The organism is Lactococcus muris (genome assembly GCF_042849115.1).
Taxonomy (GTDB): domain Bacteria; phylum Bacillota; class Bacilli; order Lactobacillales; family Streptococcaceae; genus Lactococcus; species Lactococcus muris.
In genome coordinates this window covers 65,094-82,219 of the sequence record NZ_BAAFQO010000013.1, presented here as the reverse complement: position 1 = coordinate 82,219, position 17,126 = coordinate 65,094, and the positions used below count along the sequence as shown (strand labels likewise).

The following is a 17,126-nucleotide window of genomic DNA, read 5'->3' as shown; positions in this document are numbered from 1 at the left end:
ACCAGCATAGCTCTTCTTAGCCCCTTGAACACCTGGGCTATAGACAGCATTCTTTTCTAACTCCTCTTGTAAGCCTGCTGAAACTGGTGTGTTTGGATCACCTGGAGTGGCTTCAGTTGCAGCTCGAACAACTCTCACCTATATCCGCTAACCCAATTAACATTATAGGATAAGGTAAGCTTTCTCCTTCAACTTCGATAGTTCAAGTCCAAAATTATAACTTTAGGGGATAATCTACAGTGACTCTATATACTAATTTTACAAAAGTCTACAAAGTAAAAGATTGCTAGGCTATTTAGCAATCCTTTATTTTATAAATTTTATTTCTCTATCACTTAACTATGAGGACTTTAATTGTTGCGCTAGTTCCTGATCTCGAGATACTATCTCCGAGATTTTGTCCTTAATCTCACGCTCCAGACTCTTAAACTTCTCACTCATTTGTTGCACTTGACGGATTTTATGTTGGTAGAGTTGTGTAGGAAAGGCCACAATAGCTTCATGAGTGAAACCTACCTCTTCAAGAGCTTCATAAACTTCCCATTTATCCAACCCATTGCCTATACTCATTGCTTCAGATAGTGTTTCTTGCCAGTGTTCCTCTGCTTGTTTGACTCCGTCTTGATAAAGTTTCATAACTTTACTCAAAGCCAAGTTAAACTCAGTCCCAGCAGTAGAAACAACAGCTAGAGCTTGGGCAGAGTCTAAATATATTTTCTCGGCAGACGATAAAGCTCCACCACTTGCTGCTAAACGTTTTTTTAAATCCTCCAGAGTTTTCATTTGTTTTTTGAAAGAGTTTGACAATATATTCATCTTAGAATTAAAAACGGCTTGTTCTGGTATGCCATATCTCTTACCCTTTCCGTCTAAAAGATTACCCTCTTCATCAAATTGCCACATATGAATATCATGATAGTCTAAGGGGTTTATTCCTTTAAATCCATAATTAAGCACAACTTCTGAGCCTGTTGTGTTTATTTTTACCCCTAAAGCACTCCAAAATAATTTTCCATTTTTAAAACGAGCAATAATATCTCCACCATAACCGACTAAATCTGCTTGATTAAGAAAATTTGTCAACATTCCTGGATTTTCTTTAACCCATTGTGTGGCTTGCGAGGAGAGCATGTTGTAAGGATCTGGACCGTTAAAACTCACAGACTGCCAATGATGTTCTGCCCCCTGCGCTAGAGCAAGAAAAGCACCTAAAGAATGCCCTGTTGTCGAAATATCAGAATAGGGATAAGCTTTTGCGACCTCCTTTGCAAAACTGTTAGCAGAAGCAAGCTGTAAACCTCCGATTGAACCCATGACATTCGCCCCATCAACAGCTAAGTCTCTCCAATCCGAAGGGCTTGTTCCAGCATAAGCAATAACAACTTGACTTGTATCAACTTCTCTATTTACAATTGGTGCAACTGCCATGCCTTGAAAGCCATTCAAGTTATTTTCTCTTGCTTTTAGGACTTTCCATTGAGTGCCATTGCTCAGAATAAGTTTATCTCCTGTACGAGTTATTTCTCCATCTTTATACTTAGAATCTACACTATATGCTCTCTTGGCTATTTCTTGATAATTTTTAGGAGTAATTTTCATTCGATAACCTCAGTTTCTCCATTGCTATAAACCACTTCTAGGTGATGTTCTACAACTTTTCTACTTTTTATTTCTTCTAACTTATCTGATTTATAATTATTTTCATCTTTACCCAAATTAATTGAATAATCTCCCTCAGCTTCAAGCGACATATTATAAATCTCTCCACCCATAGTTACTTCCGCTCCTACAGTCCAAGGAATCCCTACTCCTGGGTGAGAGCCTTCACTTGTGAACACCACCTTAGTCGCATGAGGCTCTTTTTTCTTTAACGACAATGCCGCTTGTCTTTGATTTTCTAAATTCTTCTCATGTGTTTGAGCGTTCATATATTTTTTTCCTCCGATACCTAAAGCAAGAGCTATAGCAGTCAAAATACCGACTGAGATTAAAATACTTTTTTTCATTCCTGCATCCTTCTAAAAATTTATTTCCCTATTTCTGAAGTACAAGTATTCCATGTAAAACAAAAGATTGTTTATTTCCTCACACTCTTATTTTATCATTCTATTTTCTATACTGTCAATAAATCTAAAGTTTTCAAAATCAAATAAATAGTTTATCACGGACTATATCGGCAGTCTTGCACAATAAATTGTGATTGGTTCTGGATAGAAACCCCTCTTTTCTCCTTTCTTCCTTATTCTTCCTAAAGCAGCTCTTTATTTATCCATAAAATTAGTTCCCTGTTCTCCCATGAATTAAATCTGATAATTTTTCTGACAAAACTATACCTCCAACCTCTAATTGATTAGAATACTTATTCAAATCAAAATTAGCAACGAATTCGTCATCTTCATTAATAATCACATCAAACATAATAGCTCCCATAGGATTATGTTCTATACTTCCATAATCAATTTCATAAGATTTAATTATTCCTTCTGGTGTTAAAGCCTTTGGATCTAAATTCTTTAGCCCCAGCTCTATCTCCTTTTTGGCTTCCTCACTCTTCACCACCTTCACCATTTCATTATGAAACTGTTTCTGATCCATATAAAATTTCCCTACAATACTTAGAATAATAAGAAGAATTGCAGCAAACAAAATCCCCATTGATACTAAGGCATTCTTTTTCGTATCCATATCTATACCTCTCCAAAATAGAAGATTACATTACGACAAAAAGATTGTTCTTTTTATCACACTCTTATTTTATCATCCTATTTTCTATACTGTCAATAAATTTAAGAAACTCAGAATCAAACAAACAGCTTATCATGGACTAACTCTAAAAAAATGTACAAAGTAAAAAATTGCTAAACAGTTAAAGCTCAGCAACCCTTTATTTTATAAATTTTATTCGCACATATACTTCTTTTGCTGCTTGGTTAATTTTTTGGTTAGTCTGTACTTCTGAAATCTTTTTTCCTCTTATTTACTGTGCGTATTTATTACTCCATTCCATAATTATATTATACAATTCATTCTACATATGCGATTTCTTGAACCTTAGCTATTTTCTAAAATATATTTGCATTTATTTTTTACAGTAAAGTCTTATGAAATTCTGCTATATGTGGCTTCCGTGCAATGATTAAGAGATTGTCTCACTTCAAATATAGTTGAAACAAAGGAGCGCCAATGCCTAAAAATTCACCTCTTGGAAAAATTTATCATGATTTCAGAATTGCAAAAGGCTTCACTCAAAAAGAAGCAGCCTCTAACACACTTTCTATCACTCAACTTTCTAACTTCGAGCTTAACAAAAGCATGGTGACAACAGATATTTTTCTAGCCTTGCTTGATAATATTTTTGTCTCCTTATCTGAATTTCAATATGTGTATCACCTTACAGTACGGGAAAATAAGGATTATCTTTCCACTAAACAAGAGGCCTTTCTGTCACAAAATCCTGTTCAACTTAAAAATTTAATTGACCAATATAATAAAAAAATCAGCGAGAACATTCCCAATAAGAAAAATCTTTTGCTTGAAAAAATAAGCGTTGAAGCATTACTCAGTTTAATTGATGAAGATTATGATGTTTCAAAAAATGATATTCAATTTATAAAAAATCATCTTTCAAATACTAAGGAATGGGGAGAGCTTGAAATACGTCTGCTTGGACATAGTGGGAAAGCATTAGATTTAGGTACCCTTTCTCAACTCACTTATAAAATGATAGACCCTAAGCAAAGAGGATTAAATAACCCATCAGTGTGTAAAATGACATACAAAGCCAGCTTAAACATACTTGATTTGTTTATCAGCCAAAAGCAAGAAAATCTTGCACTTGGCCTAATTACCCATTTGGAAAATAGTGGCATCTCTGAGTACGATTTGTACGAAAAAATTCGATTTATCTATCAAAAAGCTCATTTTGAGTTTGCATTTGGTGATAAAACTGCTGCTTTAGAAAAAATGCAACAATGCCAGAAAATTTTTGAATTCAGTGAAGCATTCGATACCGCTAAAATTCTTATGGTGGAGATTAAAGCTTTAAAAAATTCTCTTGAATAATCGAATGTTTCGATATGCCATTGAATAAGATACCCTTCAAACAAAAATACCAGCTCTAGCTTTTTTTAGTTGCATTTTCTGAGGTGGTCAAAAAGCCCAAAGCCAAAGGCAATGCGCTTAGTGAGTTTACAAAAATTGTTCTTAGCTTCAAGTGAGCTGTTGGAATAGGGGGAGACCTCGTGAAATAATCTGCTCATGTTTAAGCAGATAGCGACAGCTCTTTTTGAAGTCCTCAGACAAACTTTCAGGCATGCTTTTAATAACTTGAAAAAAGTCAGAAACAGACTTGTTTGAAAGGTGTCCAAAGCGCTTTGATAGACCTCATAAGCCTAATGAAGCTGCTGACTATAAGCCAAAAGATAATCAATGTTCCCACCTTCTGTCCGCCATTAACCGCGAAAAAAGAGGAACTCTTTTCAATACACTAGCCTGATAACTTTCACGTTTTGTGCTGTTTCTGATATAATCAATTTTCTAAAATCATCTCACAATATCTGTAAATAAAATCAATGAGTACTTGCTCTGATTAGAGTTCTTTGTCAGGAGTCTAGATATGCCACATACTCTCGATAGCAGTCGCGGTCTACCTATAACCATCAGCTTCTATCTGAAGAACACCTAAACTCTATTATCCTTCTTTTTTTCTACGCCTCAAATTGAATACAAGCATACTTATCAATCCAAATATCAAACCAGCCCCAAAAACTATGACCCAGCGCCAGTCAAAGTAACTTACAGTCATGGCAGAGACTTGTGGTGTAGTATCCTCAGCTTGGATAGGTTGTGCAAAGAAGTCAAATATCCCTTCTTTATCATTGCCTTCGGTACGTGTGTTCTTGAACACAGTCCCAAACTGCTCCTTATAAGCTTGGCTTGAGGCAAGCGCACCGGACCCAACTTTAATGGTCTGATCTGTATCAGCCATAGTCTTCTCCGCATCGTGTTTGGTCTTGTCTACTTGCGCCATCAGGTCCTCAAAGTCTTGCTTGTTATCCTTAATAGTCTGCGCACTTTCAAAAGTTTTATCCGCTGTCTCACTCGAACTTTTAATCAGACGAGAAATTGATGCATACAGGTTTGCATTGGCCGCTTCATCGCCATAAAGTTCTGCCTTTCCTTGCGCTTGACCTGCCCATTTTTCGGCTTTGAGCTGAACAAGGTCTGATTGCTTGGCTTGCCAGATGTCCGTTGAACCATCAATAAGCGTCATGGCTTGACTGTACCAATTATTTAATTCCTCCTTGCTTTGACTGAAATAATCTACGGGTACATTAACCTGATTCAAGCGTTCATGGTCTTTTTGAATGTTGTACATGACGGCTGATATGGCTTTGATTTGAGTGATGATACTTGTGATATTATTTCTGCCCACATCATAATAATTACCCACTTCCTCTCCACTTTCATCCAGATAATCGAGGATAAGTGCGGGATAGATTGCGCCATAAGACTTATAAACTGACGTGTCTTCTTCAAAAAAGTTTGCCGGTGGATTTTTGGCATACTCTTCAAGCTCTTCATCCGGTCGCCCATAAAGGAAAAGCAAAAGCTGACTTATCGTATCCAGCTTACTGAGGTAGTTGGATATAGGTCCAAATCCTTTTGAACCGATGTACTCCTGTGTCACATCACGAGGCATTAATATCAGATGCTCTGACTGCTCAAAAACAACTTTGTTTTCTTCCTCATCATTTGTCACAATAAAATCAAAGTATGCTTCTTCAGATTTTCCTAAGTCAATGCTGTATTCAAAGCTGACAACAGTATCGAGAGCGGGAATAGCAGGTTTAGTAATATCCGCAGGCAATGTGACAGAGGCACGGGGTTGAGGTATCATTGGAGGATTCGTATCGACTTCAGGAGCTGTAATCTGTGGTTCTTCTCCCTTATAGTCCTGCTTGTTGTAAATATGATAGCTCCCTTTATGCCCAGAAGCTTGCTCAGCCTTAAAACTGGTATAAAGCGGTTTTGGACTAAAAGTAGGGAAGCCCTCGTTTGGAACAAGTGGTTGGCCATTTAACTCTGCCTTTACTGTGTAAACGGCATCCGCAGGAACTTTGATACGAAGTGTTTTCTTCACGGTTTGTTGGGTCACTTCTTCGGGAAATATAAGGTCTAAATCAGGAGTCTCTCCAATGTTATTTTCTTGATTTTCATCATGATTAAGGGCTTGGCTATATTCTGCGATAAGCTTGAGCTTATTGTCGTAACCCTGTCGATCAAAATCAGTATTTTTCTCCAAGTGGTCAAAAAGAGACGTGACTGCTTCTTGGTTATGAGGAAGGTGCCGCAAGAGCGAGAGAATTTTATCTTGATAATCCTTTATTGGTCCATCTTTCAAAATGTCATTATGGTCAAAAGTTTCACCAATTTTCTTCGCCAAGGCTAATTTGCTGTCTGATTTTTTAAAGCTATTATGAGGTAAATCAAAATTTTCAAGACTGATGTCTTGGTGGAGGGCAAAGTATTCTTGGAGTAACTTACTTTCAAGTGTCAATAGTTCCGTTCTTGAAGCGCCCATGTTTTGAAGTTGTGTTTCAAAGTCGGCTTTGGTCACTGCGATGGCCTTATTATACTTGTCTGCCAAGTCTTTGTACTCTGATTCACGGTGGTTAAACTGATCCAAATCCCCATTACCATCCACAGAAGATAGACCGGCGAATCCCCGCCAAGTGGCGGTGTCTCCCTTAGATAATTGATAGATATAACTGTCAAAGTTATCATCATAAAACTTCTTATCCTGCGCACCTTGATGAGTCAAAGCTTGATTGCCATTGTAGATATTGGTATACAGAATCTCTTTTTGGCTTTCAAAATAATCAGCCAGAGGTTTTTCTTGCCTGCTTAAGGCCTCAGATGTCGCTTTTAGACCGGCTTTCGTTGACTCTGTAAAGGCATTTTGACTACTTATCCATGAGGAGTTCTGACCTTGGAGCATGTTAGAAAAGCTCAAAACCGAGTCATAACCTTGGTGAGTTTGCGTGAAATCAGGCAGTATTGTTCCAGACAAGACGCCCAAGATTTGTGTTTGATGATCCACCACACCATTCATATTATTCTGAGCCTCAGCAATATTTCCGGCTACTGAGGCATAGTACATCTTGACAATGGAGCGATTGAAATCCCCTAAAACCTCAGAAACTTTATTTTGCAAGGTCTGTCTATTGAGGGCAGAATGATCGGTCTGTACCTTATAATCCATCCGCGCCTTCGTTGGTGTCATGGCTTGCAAGGTCAGTATATTCTTTGAAAAGGACTGTGGGATATAGATTACTGCATCTACCGAATGTTCACTATAAGCTCGGTCAGCTACCGAGCGTGACACCACCTGCCAGTTGTAGGCTGTATCGCGTGACACCCGGTTGACAAAGTCCTTGCCAAAAGTATAAGCCCTCTTGTTAAAACTGCCTGACTCGTCTTCATTGACCAAAGCAATGGTGGGTTTAGCCAGGTTTTCCTGCTTCTCCTCTCTTGTGACCGTCATGAAAACGAAAAGTCCAGTCAAGAGCAAGAGCGCAACTGAAAACAGGACCAAACTCATGATTTCTATGCGCTTAAATACTGAATTTATTTTTTTATGAACCATTTTTTAACTTCCTAAGGGCTGCATCGTTGATATAGGAATAGGGAAGAGATATCCGTTCCATAGCTGCCAGCCACTCGTTTTTTCCTTTCATCTTCGCCTTCCAGTGTGTTCAAATTTTTTTGAAATTGTCAGGGAAATTTTTATCCATTTTTCCTATAAGAGAGTGCGTAACTTTTTTCTAGAATTTCAACAAACTGAGGAAAATCCTTCTTTTTTACAGGGAGATAATCCAACTTGATTTCATGTTTATTCAGAGTTTGTACCCAATCTTCGTTAATCCATTGAACTTCTGGTTTATTTTCAGCGGTCAAGACAAGAGTAAAGATTGAATTGTTCGTACTCTTGCGAAAGTCCTTTGTGGTGAGATAGAGGATGCGTTCTACAGGGACTATATAGCTTTGTTTTTCACTTCCATAAGGATAAACAATGAGTGTTTTCTTATCCAGTTTCAAGTAAAGTTTTTTTCTGTCTTTGATCATCTTGAGACCACTTAAAAGCAACAATATTACTGCTAAAACAATGGTTAAACTTAATACCAGAGTTCCTCCAATAGTGTAGTATACATGTAAGGAAGAACAATCAAACAGATTATGGCAAAGGCTGTCAGTACAGAGCCCTTTGCATTTCCTTTAACGGTTAAGCTGTCTTCCTCTTGTATGATATTTTTCATTTTCTACTCTTTCTTTTAGAACAAATGAGTTGTGATTCAGTATATGTTTTATTGATAATGAGATGATATGTTTTTTATCTAGACTCATCGAAAACCTATCAATTTATAAGATACTTTTTTTCCAATATTTGACAGTTCTCTATAGTCTGGTTGACCGTAAACTTCAATTAACTCTTCACTCAATTTTTGTACTTTTGGAGTTAATTTATCTAGCGCGCTCAATGATAAGTTTAGCGAGTTGATACAATCTGAAAATTTCATATTAGCACTTAAAATATTTTTTTTGCATCTCAGTAAATACTTTCTTTCCTTCTTAGAAATCTCCATTGTATCCTCAGATAATTTGCTGATTCTTATCAAAAATTTATTTTGTCTGTCTGTTAGCATGTTTCCCTAATACCCCGAATAAGCTGGGTTCCCTTCTGATATCTTTTGTTGCGCCTTTATTACTTCTTCATCACGTTTCTTTTCTTTTTCTTTGGCTTCTTTATCCAAATATTCTTTACCTGTTAACTCCACAGTGGTAGAATTTATTGATTTAGCCATATTCAGAGCCTCGGAAATATTGCTCAATACTCCTGTAGCAGTATTGGTGCCATGATATTTTATTTCACTATCTTTCCTTAGGAATCATATCAATCCCTATATTAGCCCCCTCATTACTCCCTAAATATTGAAATAATCCAGACATGTTTCCATTACCATTAATTATTTTAACTAAATTATTAGTTGTTTTGTTCACAACATATTGAGTTGTAAAACTCGTACCAGCATACTCATAATCAACAGATATGATTTCTAATATATCGCTATCCGAAATTGTTTTATCATGGGAAATTTTTGCAAATTCTCCAACAATAAAATCCCAAACATTCTTAATGGAGTCTCCAGCTTTCAAAGCATTTGCTTTTTGAGCATTAGCATACAAGGCAATTACTTCTGATATAGTCATGCCTGTAGCTTGGACAATCCTATCCAGTTCTGTCCTTGTTCCTTCGCTCATATTAGCTATTTCTGCCTGCTCTTCTGCTGATAGCTTATTGTAACCTGAATCCTTATCCCCAGCCCCAAGCTTACTGTTCGTCATCTTACTTACCAAACCACCCATACCACTCGGAATAGACAAGCTAAGTCCTGCTCCTGAACCACTTATCTTGATGCTATTAAGGGCATTGACCGCTCTTTGAAGAGCTTCAAATACTGCGTTTGTATCCTGAAACAAAGCATTCGTATTACTCTCAAAGCTTTCAAAAGCCAAGAGCTTTTCATCTATATCCTTGATACTGTCAGTCATCTGGTGCTCAAAAGCATTCATGGCAAAAATTGCGCCACCATAAGCAACCGGAGACAAGGTCGCAAGCATCGAGAGCGGGAAAGTTTGCAAGCTTTCTCTCTGACTGACAACTCTTCTTCTGGCTTCCTCTTTAGTCTGCTTTTCTGCTTGAAGTTGAGCGACATCAATATTCCCATAATGAGCAATTTGACTGTCTTCATACTTGTATGTAGCCAAGTCGGCTAAGCCATCTGAAATGCCTTCACTGGCTTTGTTCATAAGAGGATTTAAGACATTCAACACATAGTTTTTGGCAGAGCCATAAGCTTTGCCTTTCAAGTCACCACTTTGGAGCGAGGACGTCAACTGACGTGTGGCTCTTTTCAAAGTATCCGCAACCTTTTGACTTTGCCTTAAGTTGTCTCCATGGCTCTCATCAATGATGAAGATTCACTCACCAGATATTTAGCGCACATTTGCTTCTTCCTTTCGCTTTTGTCCTTCTAAGTCGTTCTTACGCGTTCTTCATTGGGAAAATGCACAGCTAGATAATCTCTTAAAACAAAAACGAGTACTGCAAATGAAATTAGGATAAATGCTATTGAACCAATAATCCACTGTTTTTTAGTGATATTTTTCATAGTCATCTATTCCTTCTTGAATATATCTTCCGTCATCTGGATTATCTCCATAGTTCGTCATTTTCCAAATAAGTAAACCACCTTTTAATGAAATATTAAAACCTACGTGATACCCTATAATTTTCCAAGGTTTACTGTTTTTATCACTCCATATCTGAGCAACTCCTCCAGCTATTTTCAAAGATTCTCCACCGACTATAAAAACTCCTTGTCCATAGTAACCATATAAGTAATTACCTAGAAAATCTGGGGTCTCATTGCCATTCCAACCTCTGGACCAAATAGAATAATGCCCTTGACCAAATTCTCTATTTTTCAAATCCAAGGGTTGCTTGGTCTGAACCATATTATAGAACTGGACATAGTCAAAGCCACTTTGACTTGAAATACTAATGACATCATCTCCAAGAAAACGTGCAATTTGCCGAATATCAATAGGTAATTTTTGCAATTCTTTGTTAAGCTCTTCTTCTGCTTTAATTCTTCCAACAGATTTTGCCTCAGAAAACTTGCTTCTCATTTCATCATACTTATCAAAAGCACTAGGCGCAAGAGAATAGAGGTAATTCTCATAGATTGCAGCTATTTTATCCGCTTTCTGCGTTGCGGACAAGTTACTGTTTTTTATCTTCTCAATTTCGTCTTGATATTTCGAAGGAAGCGACACATAGCTTGAATCCTTATCCCCAGCCCCAAGCTTACTGTTCGTCATCTTACTTACCAAACCACCCATACCACTCGGCATAGACAAGCTAAGTCCTGCTCCTGAACCGCTTATCTTGATGCTATTAAGGGCATTGACCGCTCTTTGAAGAGCTTCAAATACTGCGTTTGTATCCTGAAACAAAGCATTCGTATTACTCTCAAAGCTTTCAAAAGCCAGTAACTTCTCATCTATATCCTTGATACTGTCAGTCATCTGGTGCTCAAAAGTATTCATGGCAAAAATTGCGCCACTATAAGCAACCGGAGACAAGGTCGCAAGTATCGAGAGCGGGGAAGTTTGCAAACTTTCTCTCTGGCTGACAACTCTTCGTCTGGCTTCCTCCTTGGTCTGCTTCTCTGCTTGAAGTTGAGCCACATCAATATTCCCATAATGAGCAATTTGGCTGTCTTCATACTTATATGTAGCCAAGTCGGCTAAGCCATCTGAAATGCCTTCACTGGCTTTGTTCATAAGAGGATTTAAGACATTCAACACATAGTTTTTGGCAGAGCCATAAGCTTTGCCTTTCAAGTCACCACTTTGGAGCGAGGACGTCAACTGACGTGTGGCTCTTTTCAAAGTATCCGCAACCTTTTGACTTTGCCTTAAGTTGTCTCCATGGCTCTCATCAATGATGAAGATTCACTCACCAGATATTTAGCGCCCATTTGTTTCTTCCTTTCGCTTTTGTCCTTCCAAATCGTCCAAGTCTTTTTGAAGTTGGTGGAGATGTTTCTGACTCTCCTCTTCTAAGTCTGCCTCTAACATTCGCGTTTTCTTTATTGTTTCTTGGAAGAAGAGTTGTTCATTTTCAAATGCCTGTTTGGCTTCAAAATCGTCTGAGTCTGTCCCGGCTTCATGGTTCTCCATCAAGATTTCTTGTGTTTGCTTGACTGTTCTTGAAAAGTCTGAGACCACTTCCAAAAATCCCTGCTTGATGCGATTAAAATCTTGAATTTCTTCTTCCTTAGACTGTATACTTCGAGAAAGTTCTACCTTTTTTTCACTCATCACAAGTCCTCCTAAAAAATAGATGATGATTTTGAGGAGCCAAAGTTAGGCGGAAGAACTTTCATAATCATCTGTGAATCCTTTAGGTCATCTGCTTCTACTTTTTGGGCATAAGCGGGGATAGCTTTTGCTAATTCAAGCATTTTTTTATTGAGGCCCGCAACGCTTTTATAAACATTATCCGAAAGTTTTTTCCCATTCCTCATACTCCTAGCTGTACTGCGGTTGACTTTTGCTTGGGCTGGGGAAAAACTTATTTTCTGAAAACCGCCAACAGCTCTAGAAGCCGCTCCTGTACTTGATTTAAATTCTGCCATTATTTCTCCTCTACTTTCCTAAATTTATAAAAAGGGTCTTCTTTAAGTCGTTCTTCATGGCTTAAAGTCTTTTCTTGTCTCTCTTCTGTTTCATGTGAAGTGCTCTGAGATGGAGGATTTTTCTGGCGTTCTTTCATCTCTGCTAAACGCTCTTGAATAAAGGCTGCTTCTTCTTTATCACTACTGTAGCCTTCCAAAACCACTTCCAGCTCTTGTTCCCTAAAAACATGAATACGATATTTCTCACCATAACCATGAGGATAGGCAACTGTTTGATAGCCTGATGTCTGGGCATCCATAAAAGCGCGTCCAATCACAACATAAACTTTCGTATCCTCTTCTTCATTTTTCAACCTAACTGCTGAACCTAAGGGAATTAATCGAGGCAGTTCACTCATCTTCTCCACCTCCTTTCCTTGGCAATACCAACATATTTAGACTTTCATCATTGAGGTAGAACATTTCTTGTAAGGCAAATTTTCGCTTACGTTCCTCCATGCTCAAATCTACCAGAGCTTGACTTTGCATATCTCCTGCAAAAAGGATATGTTGTAGATTTTCCTTTATAGCCTTTGTCATGAGATTCATAGGACTACCAATGTTATTGAATAAGTCTAAAAGAATATATTGGGTATTTTCATTCGTCTCCTCTAAAAGCTCAATAAAGGCTTCTGCTGTAACTTGAAGTTTAGCCAAAATTTGTGAGAGGCCATTCAGTATTACGATTCTTTGTTCTTCTTTTTGTGATATCGTTAAAGCTCCCAATGCTTCTCGAACATCAACACTCTGTTTCGTAATTTCTTCTTTACCAATGGCAAGCGAACTTGGCACATCGGTCAAATTACCGATAAAATCAATTTTTATAATATCCCCTTCAAAATCCGCAAGTTGTTCCGCAATGAATTCTCCAAGGAATAAGGTTTGCTTTTTATTTGAAGACAAGAGTGTTAAGGGTTGACCTTTGAAAAGCTCAAAAGTTACAGGCTGAGCATCACTCTTATTTAAGCCTAAATAAAACTTCTCTTTGTCAAAAGTCTCAAATTGTTCAAAGTCAACATGTTCTCCTACCATCGGAATCCTCTCCGGCCTCACTCCCGTCCACGCTTCATCCATGAGCTTAATCTCATGCTCAAGCATTTCCAAGAGTTGTGCCTCATTTTCTGCCTGAGCAGGCAGATAAATCTGCACAGATAAAGCCTGTTCCAGCTTAACTTGCCCGCGTCCCTGAACTTCTACTTGTTCCAGTTTCTCACGGCCAATGATACTGCCAAGGTCTGAATCTTCATCGAGGAAGAGGGCAAGTTTAGTTTGGATATTAGCCATCATATTCATCCGGATACCGTTATAACGTCCAGCTGTAAGCACAAGATAAATACCCAGAGCTTGACCTTCACGCAAGACCTGCATAAGCAGCTCATCGATGGCATCCTTGCGCTTGTCTTGTGGGGTTAAGTTGTCATAAGCATCAAGGACATTGACGAGGATGGGCAGTTGCTCCTTCGTTTTGCTTTCGTACTGCGTGAGGTTGGCTACACCTTCCGCCTTGAAAAGGGCTTTGCGAGTCACAAGGGCAGACGAGATCCTACCCAGCATTTTGGATAATTTCTCCTCCTCTTCAAGCATGACCATATCTGCCACATGCGGCAGATTTTTAAGTGGCAATAAGCCATTTGTCCCAAAGTCTAGAAGGTTGAAGTGGAGGTGCTCTGGCGTGTTTTGTCTTGCCAAGTTCATCACAAGGGTTTGTAATGTGGTCGATTTCCCAAAGCCAGGGCTTGAAAAAATCACCGTGTGTGAGTGCTCGTCCAAGTCAAAGTTGTACACGTCTTGCCTTTGGGCACTTGGGATATCCAATAGACCCAGAGGAATCTTGAGCCTTCTTTCATTGCCCACTTTAACCATGGGTGTCGCTATCTTCTCGGGCAGATTAGGCAGCCAAGGCTGCTGGGGTTTTTGATAGTCAGAAGCCTCAAAGACAGCCTTAATGCTCTTGATAACCGCACTCAGCTGGCTTTCTGGCTCTTCTTTCTCCTTCTCTTGATCCACCACTTCCTCTCGCGGATCATAAAGCAGCTCAGCCTGCCCCAACTCGTTGATGGCATAAATCCGTTCGTCTTTAATCTCTTCCTCAGCTCCACCAGGAGTGTAAGCCACCCCACCATATCCCGACTGGAACAGTTCGTAAAGCTCAGACTCACCCACACGCAGATAACCGCGACCCGCTGTGCTGATATGGGCCGCATCCACAGTTTTTATCAAGGCTCTGGAGTTGTTCTCATCAGACATCTTAAGGGCTACTTTGGACTTGGAGTTGGCATCGATCTGGTCATTGACCACACCGTCTGGTTTCTGTGTCGCAAGGATAAGATGGACACCCAGTGAGCGACCGATACGAGCCACAGAGGTCAGCTCGGTCAAGAACTCTGGCACATTTTCTTTCAGTTCGGCAAATTCATCCGAAACCAAGATCAGATGCGGCAGGGCTTCTCTTGGATAAAGCACGCCTTCCCGCGGATGATGGCGTTCACGGTAGAGCTTCATGTAGCCGTTGATATTATTCACGCCATAGGTGTTGAAGAGGGCTTGACGTTTTTTCAGCTCGGCATTGATAGAAGCCAAAGCCCGAGCTGTTCCTGCCCCGTCCAGATTAGTGATAGCACCCATGAAGTGAGGCAGGTCAGACAGTGTATGGGCAATCCCGCCGCCCTTCCAGTCGATGATAAGCATGCCAATATCTTCCGGACTGAAGTTAATGGCCAGCCCCATCAAGTAGGTGGTCAAGAACTCTGATTTTCCAGAGCCCGATGTTCCACCCACGATGGCGTGTGGACCATGGACTTGTTCGTGTAAGTCCCAGTAAGAAGGCTCGCGAGCTCCCTTCCAACCAATCATCGATTGAATGGACTTATTGGGCTGCGCTTGAGCCCAGCGCTCTGAGATATTCAACTCCTCTGTGCGCTCAACCATGTACTGTTCTAACAAGGACAAGCGCTCCGGAATGGCATTTTTCTCTACTTCCATATGAGTCAAAGCGCCCAGCTGGCGAAGCAGAATCTCGTAGCCTTCCTTATCCTCTACTTCTGGATAAGGTTTGAAGAGCTGTTCCATGATTTTCCCATTGCTTTGAACCAAAATGCCAGCCGTCTGATTTTTGATTTCAACCAAGGCTGTCACTGTTTCTGGCAGAAGTTTTTTATCTTCCTTGGACCAAATAACTGTGACCCCCAAATCACTCATATCCTCAGCCAAGAATGCGTTGAGCCCGTGACCAGCCAGATAGGCATCCTCAAAGACTGTGAAGACAAAGTGCGGGAGAAAGGTCGGTTTCTCGCGACCTGCCGCTTCCAGCTCTTGTTTTCGGACCTTCAAAAGTTGATAGAAACTTGAGAGAATCATATCACGAGATTTAGCATTGTGGACCATCCCCCGTGTGTTGATGGCTGCCATCTTGAAGTGAGGCACAAAGCGCCATTGCTTCCAATAACCTTCATAGTCGCTTTCTGGCACTAGACTGATGAAATTCACATCACGGTAAGAATGAAAGAAAGCCATTTGTAAGAGCAGATGCGATACGGTTCTTTTTAAGTCCTCATAATTCCCCACAAGACCCAGACTTTGCCTGTACAAGTCTAAGGGGATGGGCACTTCTTTTTGTTGGCTAAAGTGTGTCACTAAGCCCTTGACATGCTTGGCCCATTCGTCCTCATCACGTGGGGTATAATCTGAACTCACCTTAAGACGAGACAGGCGTGTCCCTGTACCAAGAGATACCTGCAGGAAATCCTTATGATTGACCATACGCTCGTAAAGTCTGGCATCATACTGCTCAATCTTGTCTAAAAGTTGAGTGGGGCTGGGTTGCTGGTAATGGAGGACTTGATTTTCCTTGCGGTGTTTGCGGGCGATTTCGCTCGTTGTCTTGGTCACATAGGACTGATAGTTTGCCTCGCGCTCAGCTGCTCTAGCCTTCTGCTCTTTCTTATCTGTCCGATACTGAGTAACGGTAAAGACCCCGGTCATGGCAGCTGTAAGACCTGTAGCTAAAAGCATGGCAGGGTTTGAGCCCGTCATCACCGAAACACCAGCCATCCCACCCAGAGTAATCAAGGGGGCCAAAATCGTTTTGACTAAGCCGTTTTTTGTGCTTTCTTCTGCTGCATCCATCTTTTGATAAGAAAACTTGTCTTCTGGGACTTCAAGGTTCAAGCGGGGAGAACGGCGATATTCTGGAAAATCTTGTGGTTTTTCCAGTTTTCTACGCACCTCTAGGAAATTTTGCGGTTTAAAAATGACCTTATCTGTAAAGACCGTCACTTTCCACTGTGCAGGTCTGCGCTCAATCATCAGCTCAGGGGTGAGCAACTGATCTCCCACCTCCCACTTGAAACCTATAGGGTGAGTAACTTTTTGGTTTTTGAAATAGAGGAAATCCCCTTCTGGCTTAAGCAAGACCTGAGGGTTTTTAGAATCTCGATGATCAATGACGATGGTTGAGGCATCTTGGGTCTGAATCGCACAATTTCTGTGCGTATTACTGATGATAAAATCCCCTTTGTCCAAGCGTAAAAAGTGTGTATGCAGCTGTCTGGCATCCAAAACGAAAAATTCTCTCGCATCATTTTCAAGTTGAAATCGGCCATGCGCTGCACGCGAACCGCCAATCATCAGCTCCTCTCCCATGAGACCAACCGCTACCTCCTCATAGCTGTCGTAGAGATGCGACTGGCTGAGGGTCAGTCGCTCAAGTCGCGTTTTAAGAACATAGACCGCATAAAGGAGGGCTTCTGGATGCGCCCCTTCATCCAAAAAGTTCTGATTCTTCTGAGTCTGGGGAGCTGTGTCAAATAAATCTTTCATCTG

15 protein-coding genes are annotated in these 17,126 nt (G+C 40.0%); 1 reads left to right on the top strand and 14 read right to left on the bottom strand.

Translation table 11 applies throughout. The features are described from left to right. Positions 1–339: 339 nt before the first annotated feature. The 3 genes from ACGHCK_RS08730 to ACGHCK_RS08720 form a co-directional block, all read right to left on the bottom strand. Positions 340–1,599 carry an alpha/beta hydrolase family protein gene (locus tag ACGHCK_RS08730; RefSeq protein ID WP_394304527.1) on the bottom strand — a complete coding sequence of 420 codons (1,260 nt, stop codon included), beginning with the start codon at positions 1,597–1,599 and terminating at the stop codon, positions 340–342. Further along, positions 1,596–2,006: a hypothetical protein gene (locus tag ACGHCK_RS08725; protein ID WP_271328090.1), complete on the bottom strand. Its 411-nt coding sequence runs from the start codon at positions 2,004–2,006 to the stop codon at positions 1,596–1,598. Before ACGHCK_RS08725 ends, ACGHCK_RS08730 begins: the two co-directional genes overlap by 4 nt. 271 nt (positions 2,007–2,277) lie before the next feature. Continuing rightward, entirely contained in the window at positions 2,278–2,685 is a 408-nt protein-coding gene (locus ACGHCK_RS08720) for a DUF1310 family protein (protein ID WP_271328091.1), read from the bottom strand. A gap of 498 nt (positions 2,686–3,183) precedes the next feature. On the opposite strand from ACGHCK_RS08720, the gene ACGHCK_RS08715 reads away from it, so the two are divergent. Continuing rightward, the gene (locus ACGHCK_RS08715) at positions 3,184–4,062 is read left to right on the top strand and encodes an Rgg family transcriptional regulator (RefSeq protein WP_251420421.1); all 879 of its coding nucleotides are present in this window, start codon (positions 3,184–3,186) and stop codon (positions 4,060–4,062) included. Positions 4,063–4,690: 628 nt separating this feature from the next. On the opposite strand, the gene esaA is transcribed toward ACGHCK_RS08715, so the two are convergent. From esaA to essC, 11 genes are all read right to left on the bottom strand, one after another. Then, a complete protein-coding gene (gene esaA, locus ACGHCK_RS08710; RefSeq protein WP_251420423.1) occupies positions 4,691–7,648 on the bottom strand; it encodes a type VII secretion protein EsaA in 2,958 nt (985 codons plus the stop codon). Between the two features lie 140 nt (positions 7,649–7,788). Continuing rightward, positions 7,789–8,127: a hypothetical protein gene (locus tag ACGHCK_RS08705; RefSeq protein WP_251420426.1), complete on the bottom strand. Its 339-nt coding sequence runs from the start codon at positions 8,125–8,127 to the stop codon at positions 7,789–7,791. A 50-nt stretch (positions 8,128–8,177) separates the two neighbouring features. Beyond that, a complete protein-coding gene (locus tag ACGHCK_RS08700; protein ID WP_251420428.1) occupies positions 8,178–8,318 on the bottom strand; it encodes a hypothetical protein in 141 nt (46 codons plus the stop codon). Positions 8,319–8,402: 84 nt separating this feature from the next. Beyond that, positions 8,403–8,705: a hypothetical protein gene (locus tag ACGHCK_RS08695; RefSeq protein ID WP_251420429.1), complete on the bottom strand. Its 303-nt coding sequence runs from the start codon at positions 8,703–8,705 to the stop codon at positions 8,403–8,405. Between the two features lie 6 nt (positions 8,706–8,711). Continuing rightward, positions 8,712–8,864, bottom strand: a complete 153-nt coding sequence (locus ACGHCK_RS08690; protein WP_271328092.1) for a hypothetical protein — start codon at positions 8,862–8,864, stop codon at positions 8,712–8,714. A 67-nt stretch (positions 8,865–8,931) separates the two neighbouring features. Further along, positions 8,932–9,978: a hypothetical protein gene (locus tag ACGHCK_RS08685; RefSeq protein WP_394304526.1), complete on the bottom strand. Its 1,047-nt coding sequence runs from the start codon at positions 9,976–9,978 to the stop codon at positions 8,932–8,934. Between the two features lie 237 nt (positions 9,979–10,215). Then, positions 10,216–11,517, bottom strand: a complete 1,302-nt coding sequence (locus ACGHCK_RS08680) for a polymorphic toxin type 44 domain-containing protein (RefSeq protein ID WP_251420440.1) — start codon at positions 11,515–11,517, stop codon at positions 10,216–10,218. Positions 11,518–11,595: 78 nt separating this feature from the next. Then, positions 11,596–11,949: a hypothetical protein gene (locus ACGHCK_RS08675; protein ID WP_251420442.1), complete on the bottom strand. Its 354-nt coding sequence runs from the start codon at positions 11,947–11,949 to the stop codon at positions 11,596–11,598. An 11-nt stretch (positions 11,950–11,960) separates the two neighbouring features. Next, entirely contained in the window at positions 11,961–12,266 is a 306-nt protein-coding gene (locus ACGHCK_RS08670) for a hypothetical protein (protein ID WP_251420445.1), read from the bottom strand. Beyond that, positions 12,266–12,664, bottom strand: coding sequence for a DUF4176 domain-containing protein (locus ACGHCK_RS08665; protein WP_251420447.1), 399 nt, complete (start codon positions 12,662–12,664; stop codon positions 12,266–12,268). The genes ACGHCK_RS08670 and ACGHCK_RS08665 overlap by 1 nt, the downstream gene beginning before the upstream one ends. Further along, positions 12,657–17,123, bottom strand: a complete 4,467-nt coding sequence (gene essC / locus ACGHCK_RS08660) for a type VII secretion protein EssC (protein ID WP_394304525.1) — start codon at positions 17,121–17,123, stop codon at positions 12,657–12,659. Before essC ends, ACGHCK_RS08665 begins: the two co-directional genes overlap by 8 nt. Between the last annotated feature and the right edge of the window lie 3 nt (positions 17,124–17,126).

Bases quoted from the DNA above. Each gene is read 5' to 3' on its own strand.
- ACGHCK_RS08705 (WP_251420426.1), bottom strand. From the start codon at position 8,127: ATGATCAAAGACAGAAAAAAACTTTACTTGAAACTGGATAAGAAAACA.
- ACGHCK_RS08715 (WP_251420421.1), top strand. From the start codon at position 3,184: ATGCCTAAAAATTCACCTCTTGGAAAAATTTATCATGATTTCAGAATT.
- essC (WP_394304525.1), bottom strand. From the start codon at position 17,123: ATGAAAGATTTATTTGACACAGCTCCCCAGACTCAGAAGAATCAGAAC.
- esaA (WP_251420423.1), bottom strand. From the start codon at position 7,648: ATGGTTCATAAAAAAATAAATTCAGTATTTAAGCGCATAGAAATCATG.
- ACGHCK_RS08675 (WP_251420442.1), bottom strand. From the start codon at position 11,949: ATGAGTGAAAAAAAGGTAGAACTTTCTCGAAGTATACAGTCTAAGGAA.
- ACGHCK_RS08670 (WP_251420445.1), bottom strand. From the start codon at position 12,266: ATGGCAGAATTTAAATCAAGTACAGGAGCGGCTTCTAGAGCTGTTGGC.
- ACGHCK_RS08665 (WP_251420447.1), bottom strand. From the start codon at position 12,664: ATGAGTGAACTGCCTCGATTAATTCCCTTAGGTTCAGCAGTTAGGTTG.
- ACGHCK_RS08695 (WP_251420429.1), bottom strand. From the start codon at position 8,705: ATGCTAACAGACAGACAAAATAAATTTTTGATAAGAATCAGCAAATTA.
- ACGHCK_RS08720 (WP_271328091.1), bottom strand. From the start codon at position 2,685: ATGGATACGAAAAAGAATGCCTTAGTATCAATGGGGATTTTGTTTGCT.
- ACGHCK_RS08700 (WP_251420428.1), bottom strand. From the start codon at position 8,318: ATGAAAAATATCATACAAGAGGAAGACAGCTTAACCGTTAAAGGAAAT.
- ACGHCK_RS08725 (WP_271328090.1), bottom strand. From the start codon at position 2,006: ATGAAAAAAAGTATTTTAATCTCAGTCGGTATTTTGACTGCTATAGCT.
- ACGHCK_RS08730 (WP_394304527.1), bottom strand. From the start codon at position 1,599: ATGAAAATTACTCCTAAAAATTATCAAGAAATAGCCAAGAGAGCATAT.
- ACGHCK_RS08690 (WP_271328092.1), bottom strand. From the start codon at position 8,864: ATGGCTAAATCAATAAATTCTACCACTGTGGAGTTAACAGGTAAAGAA.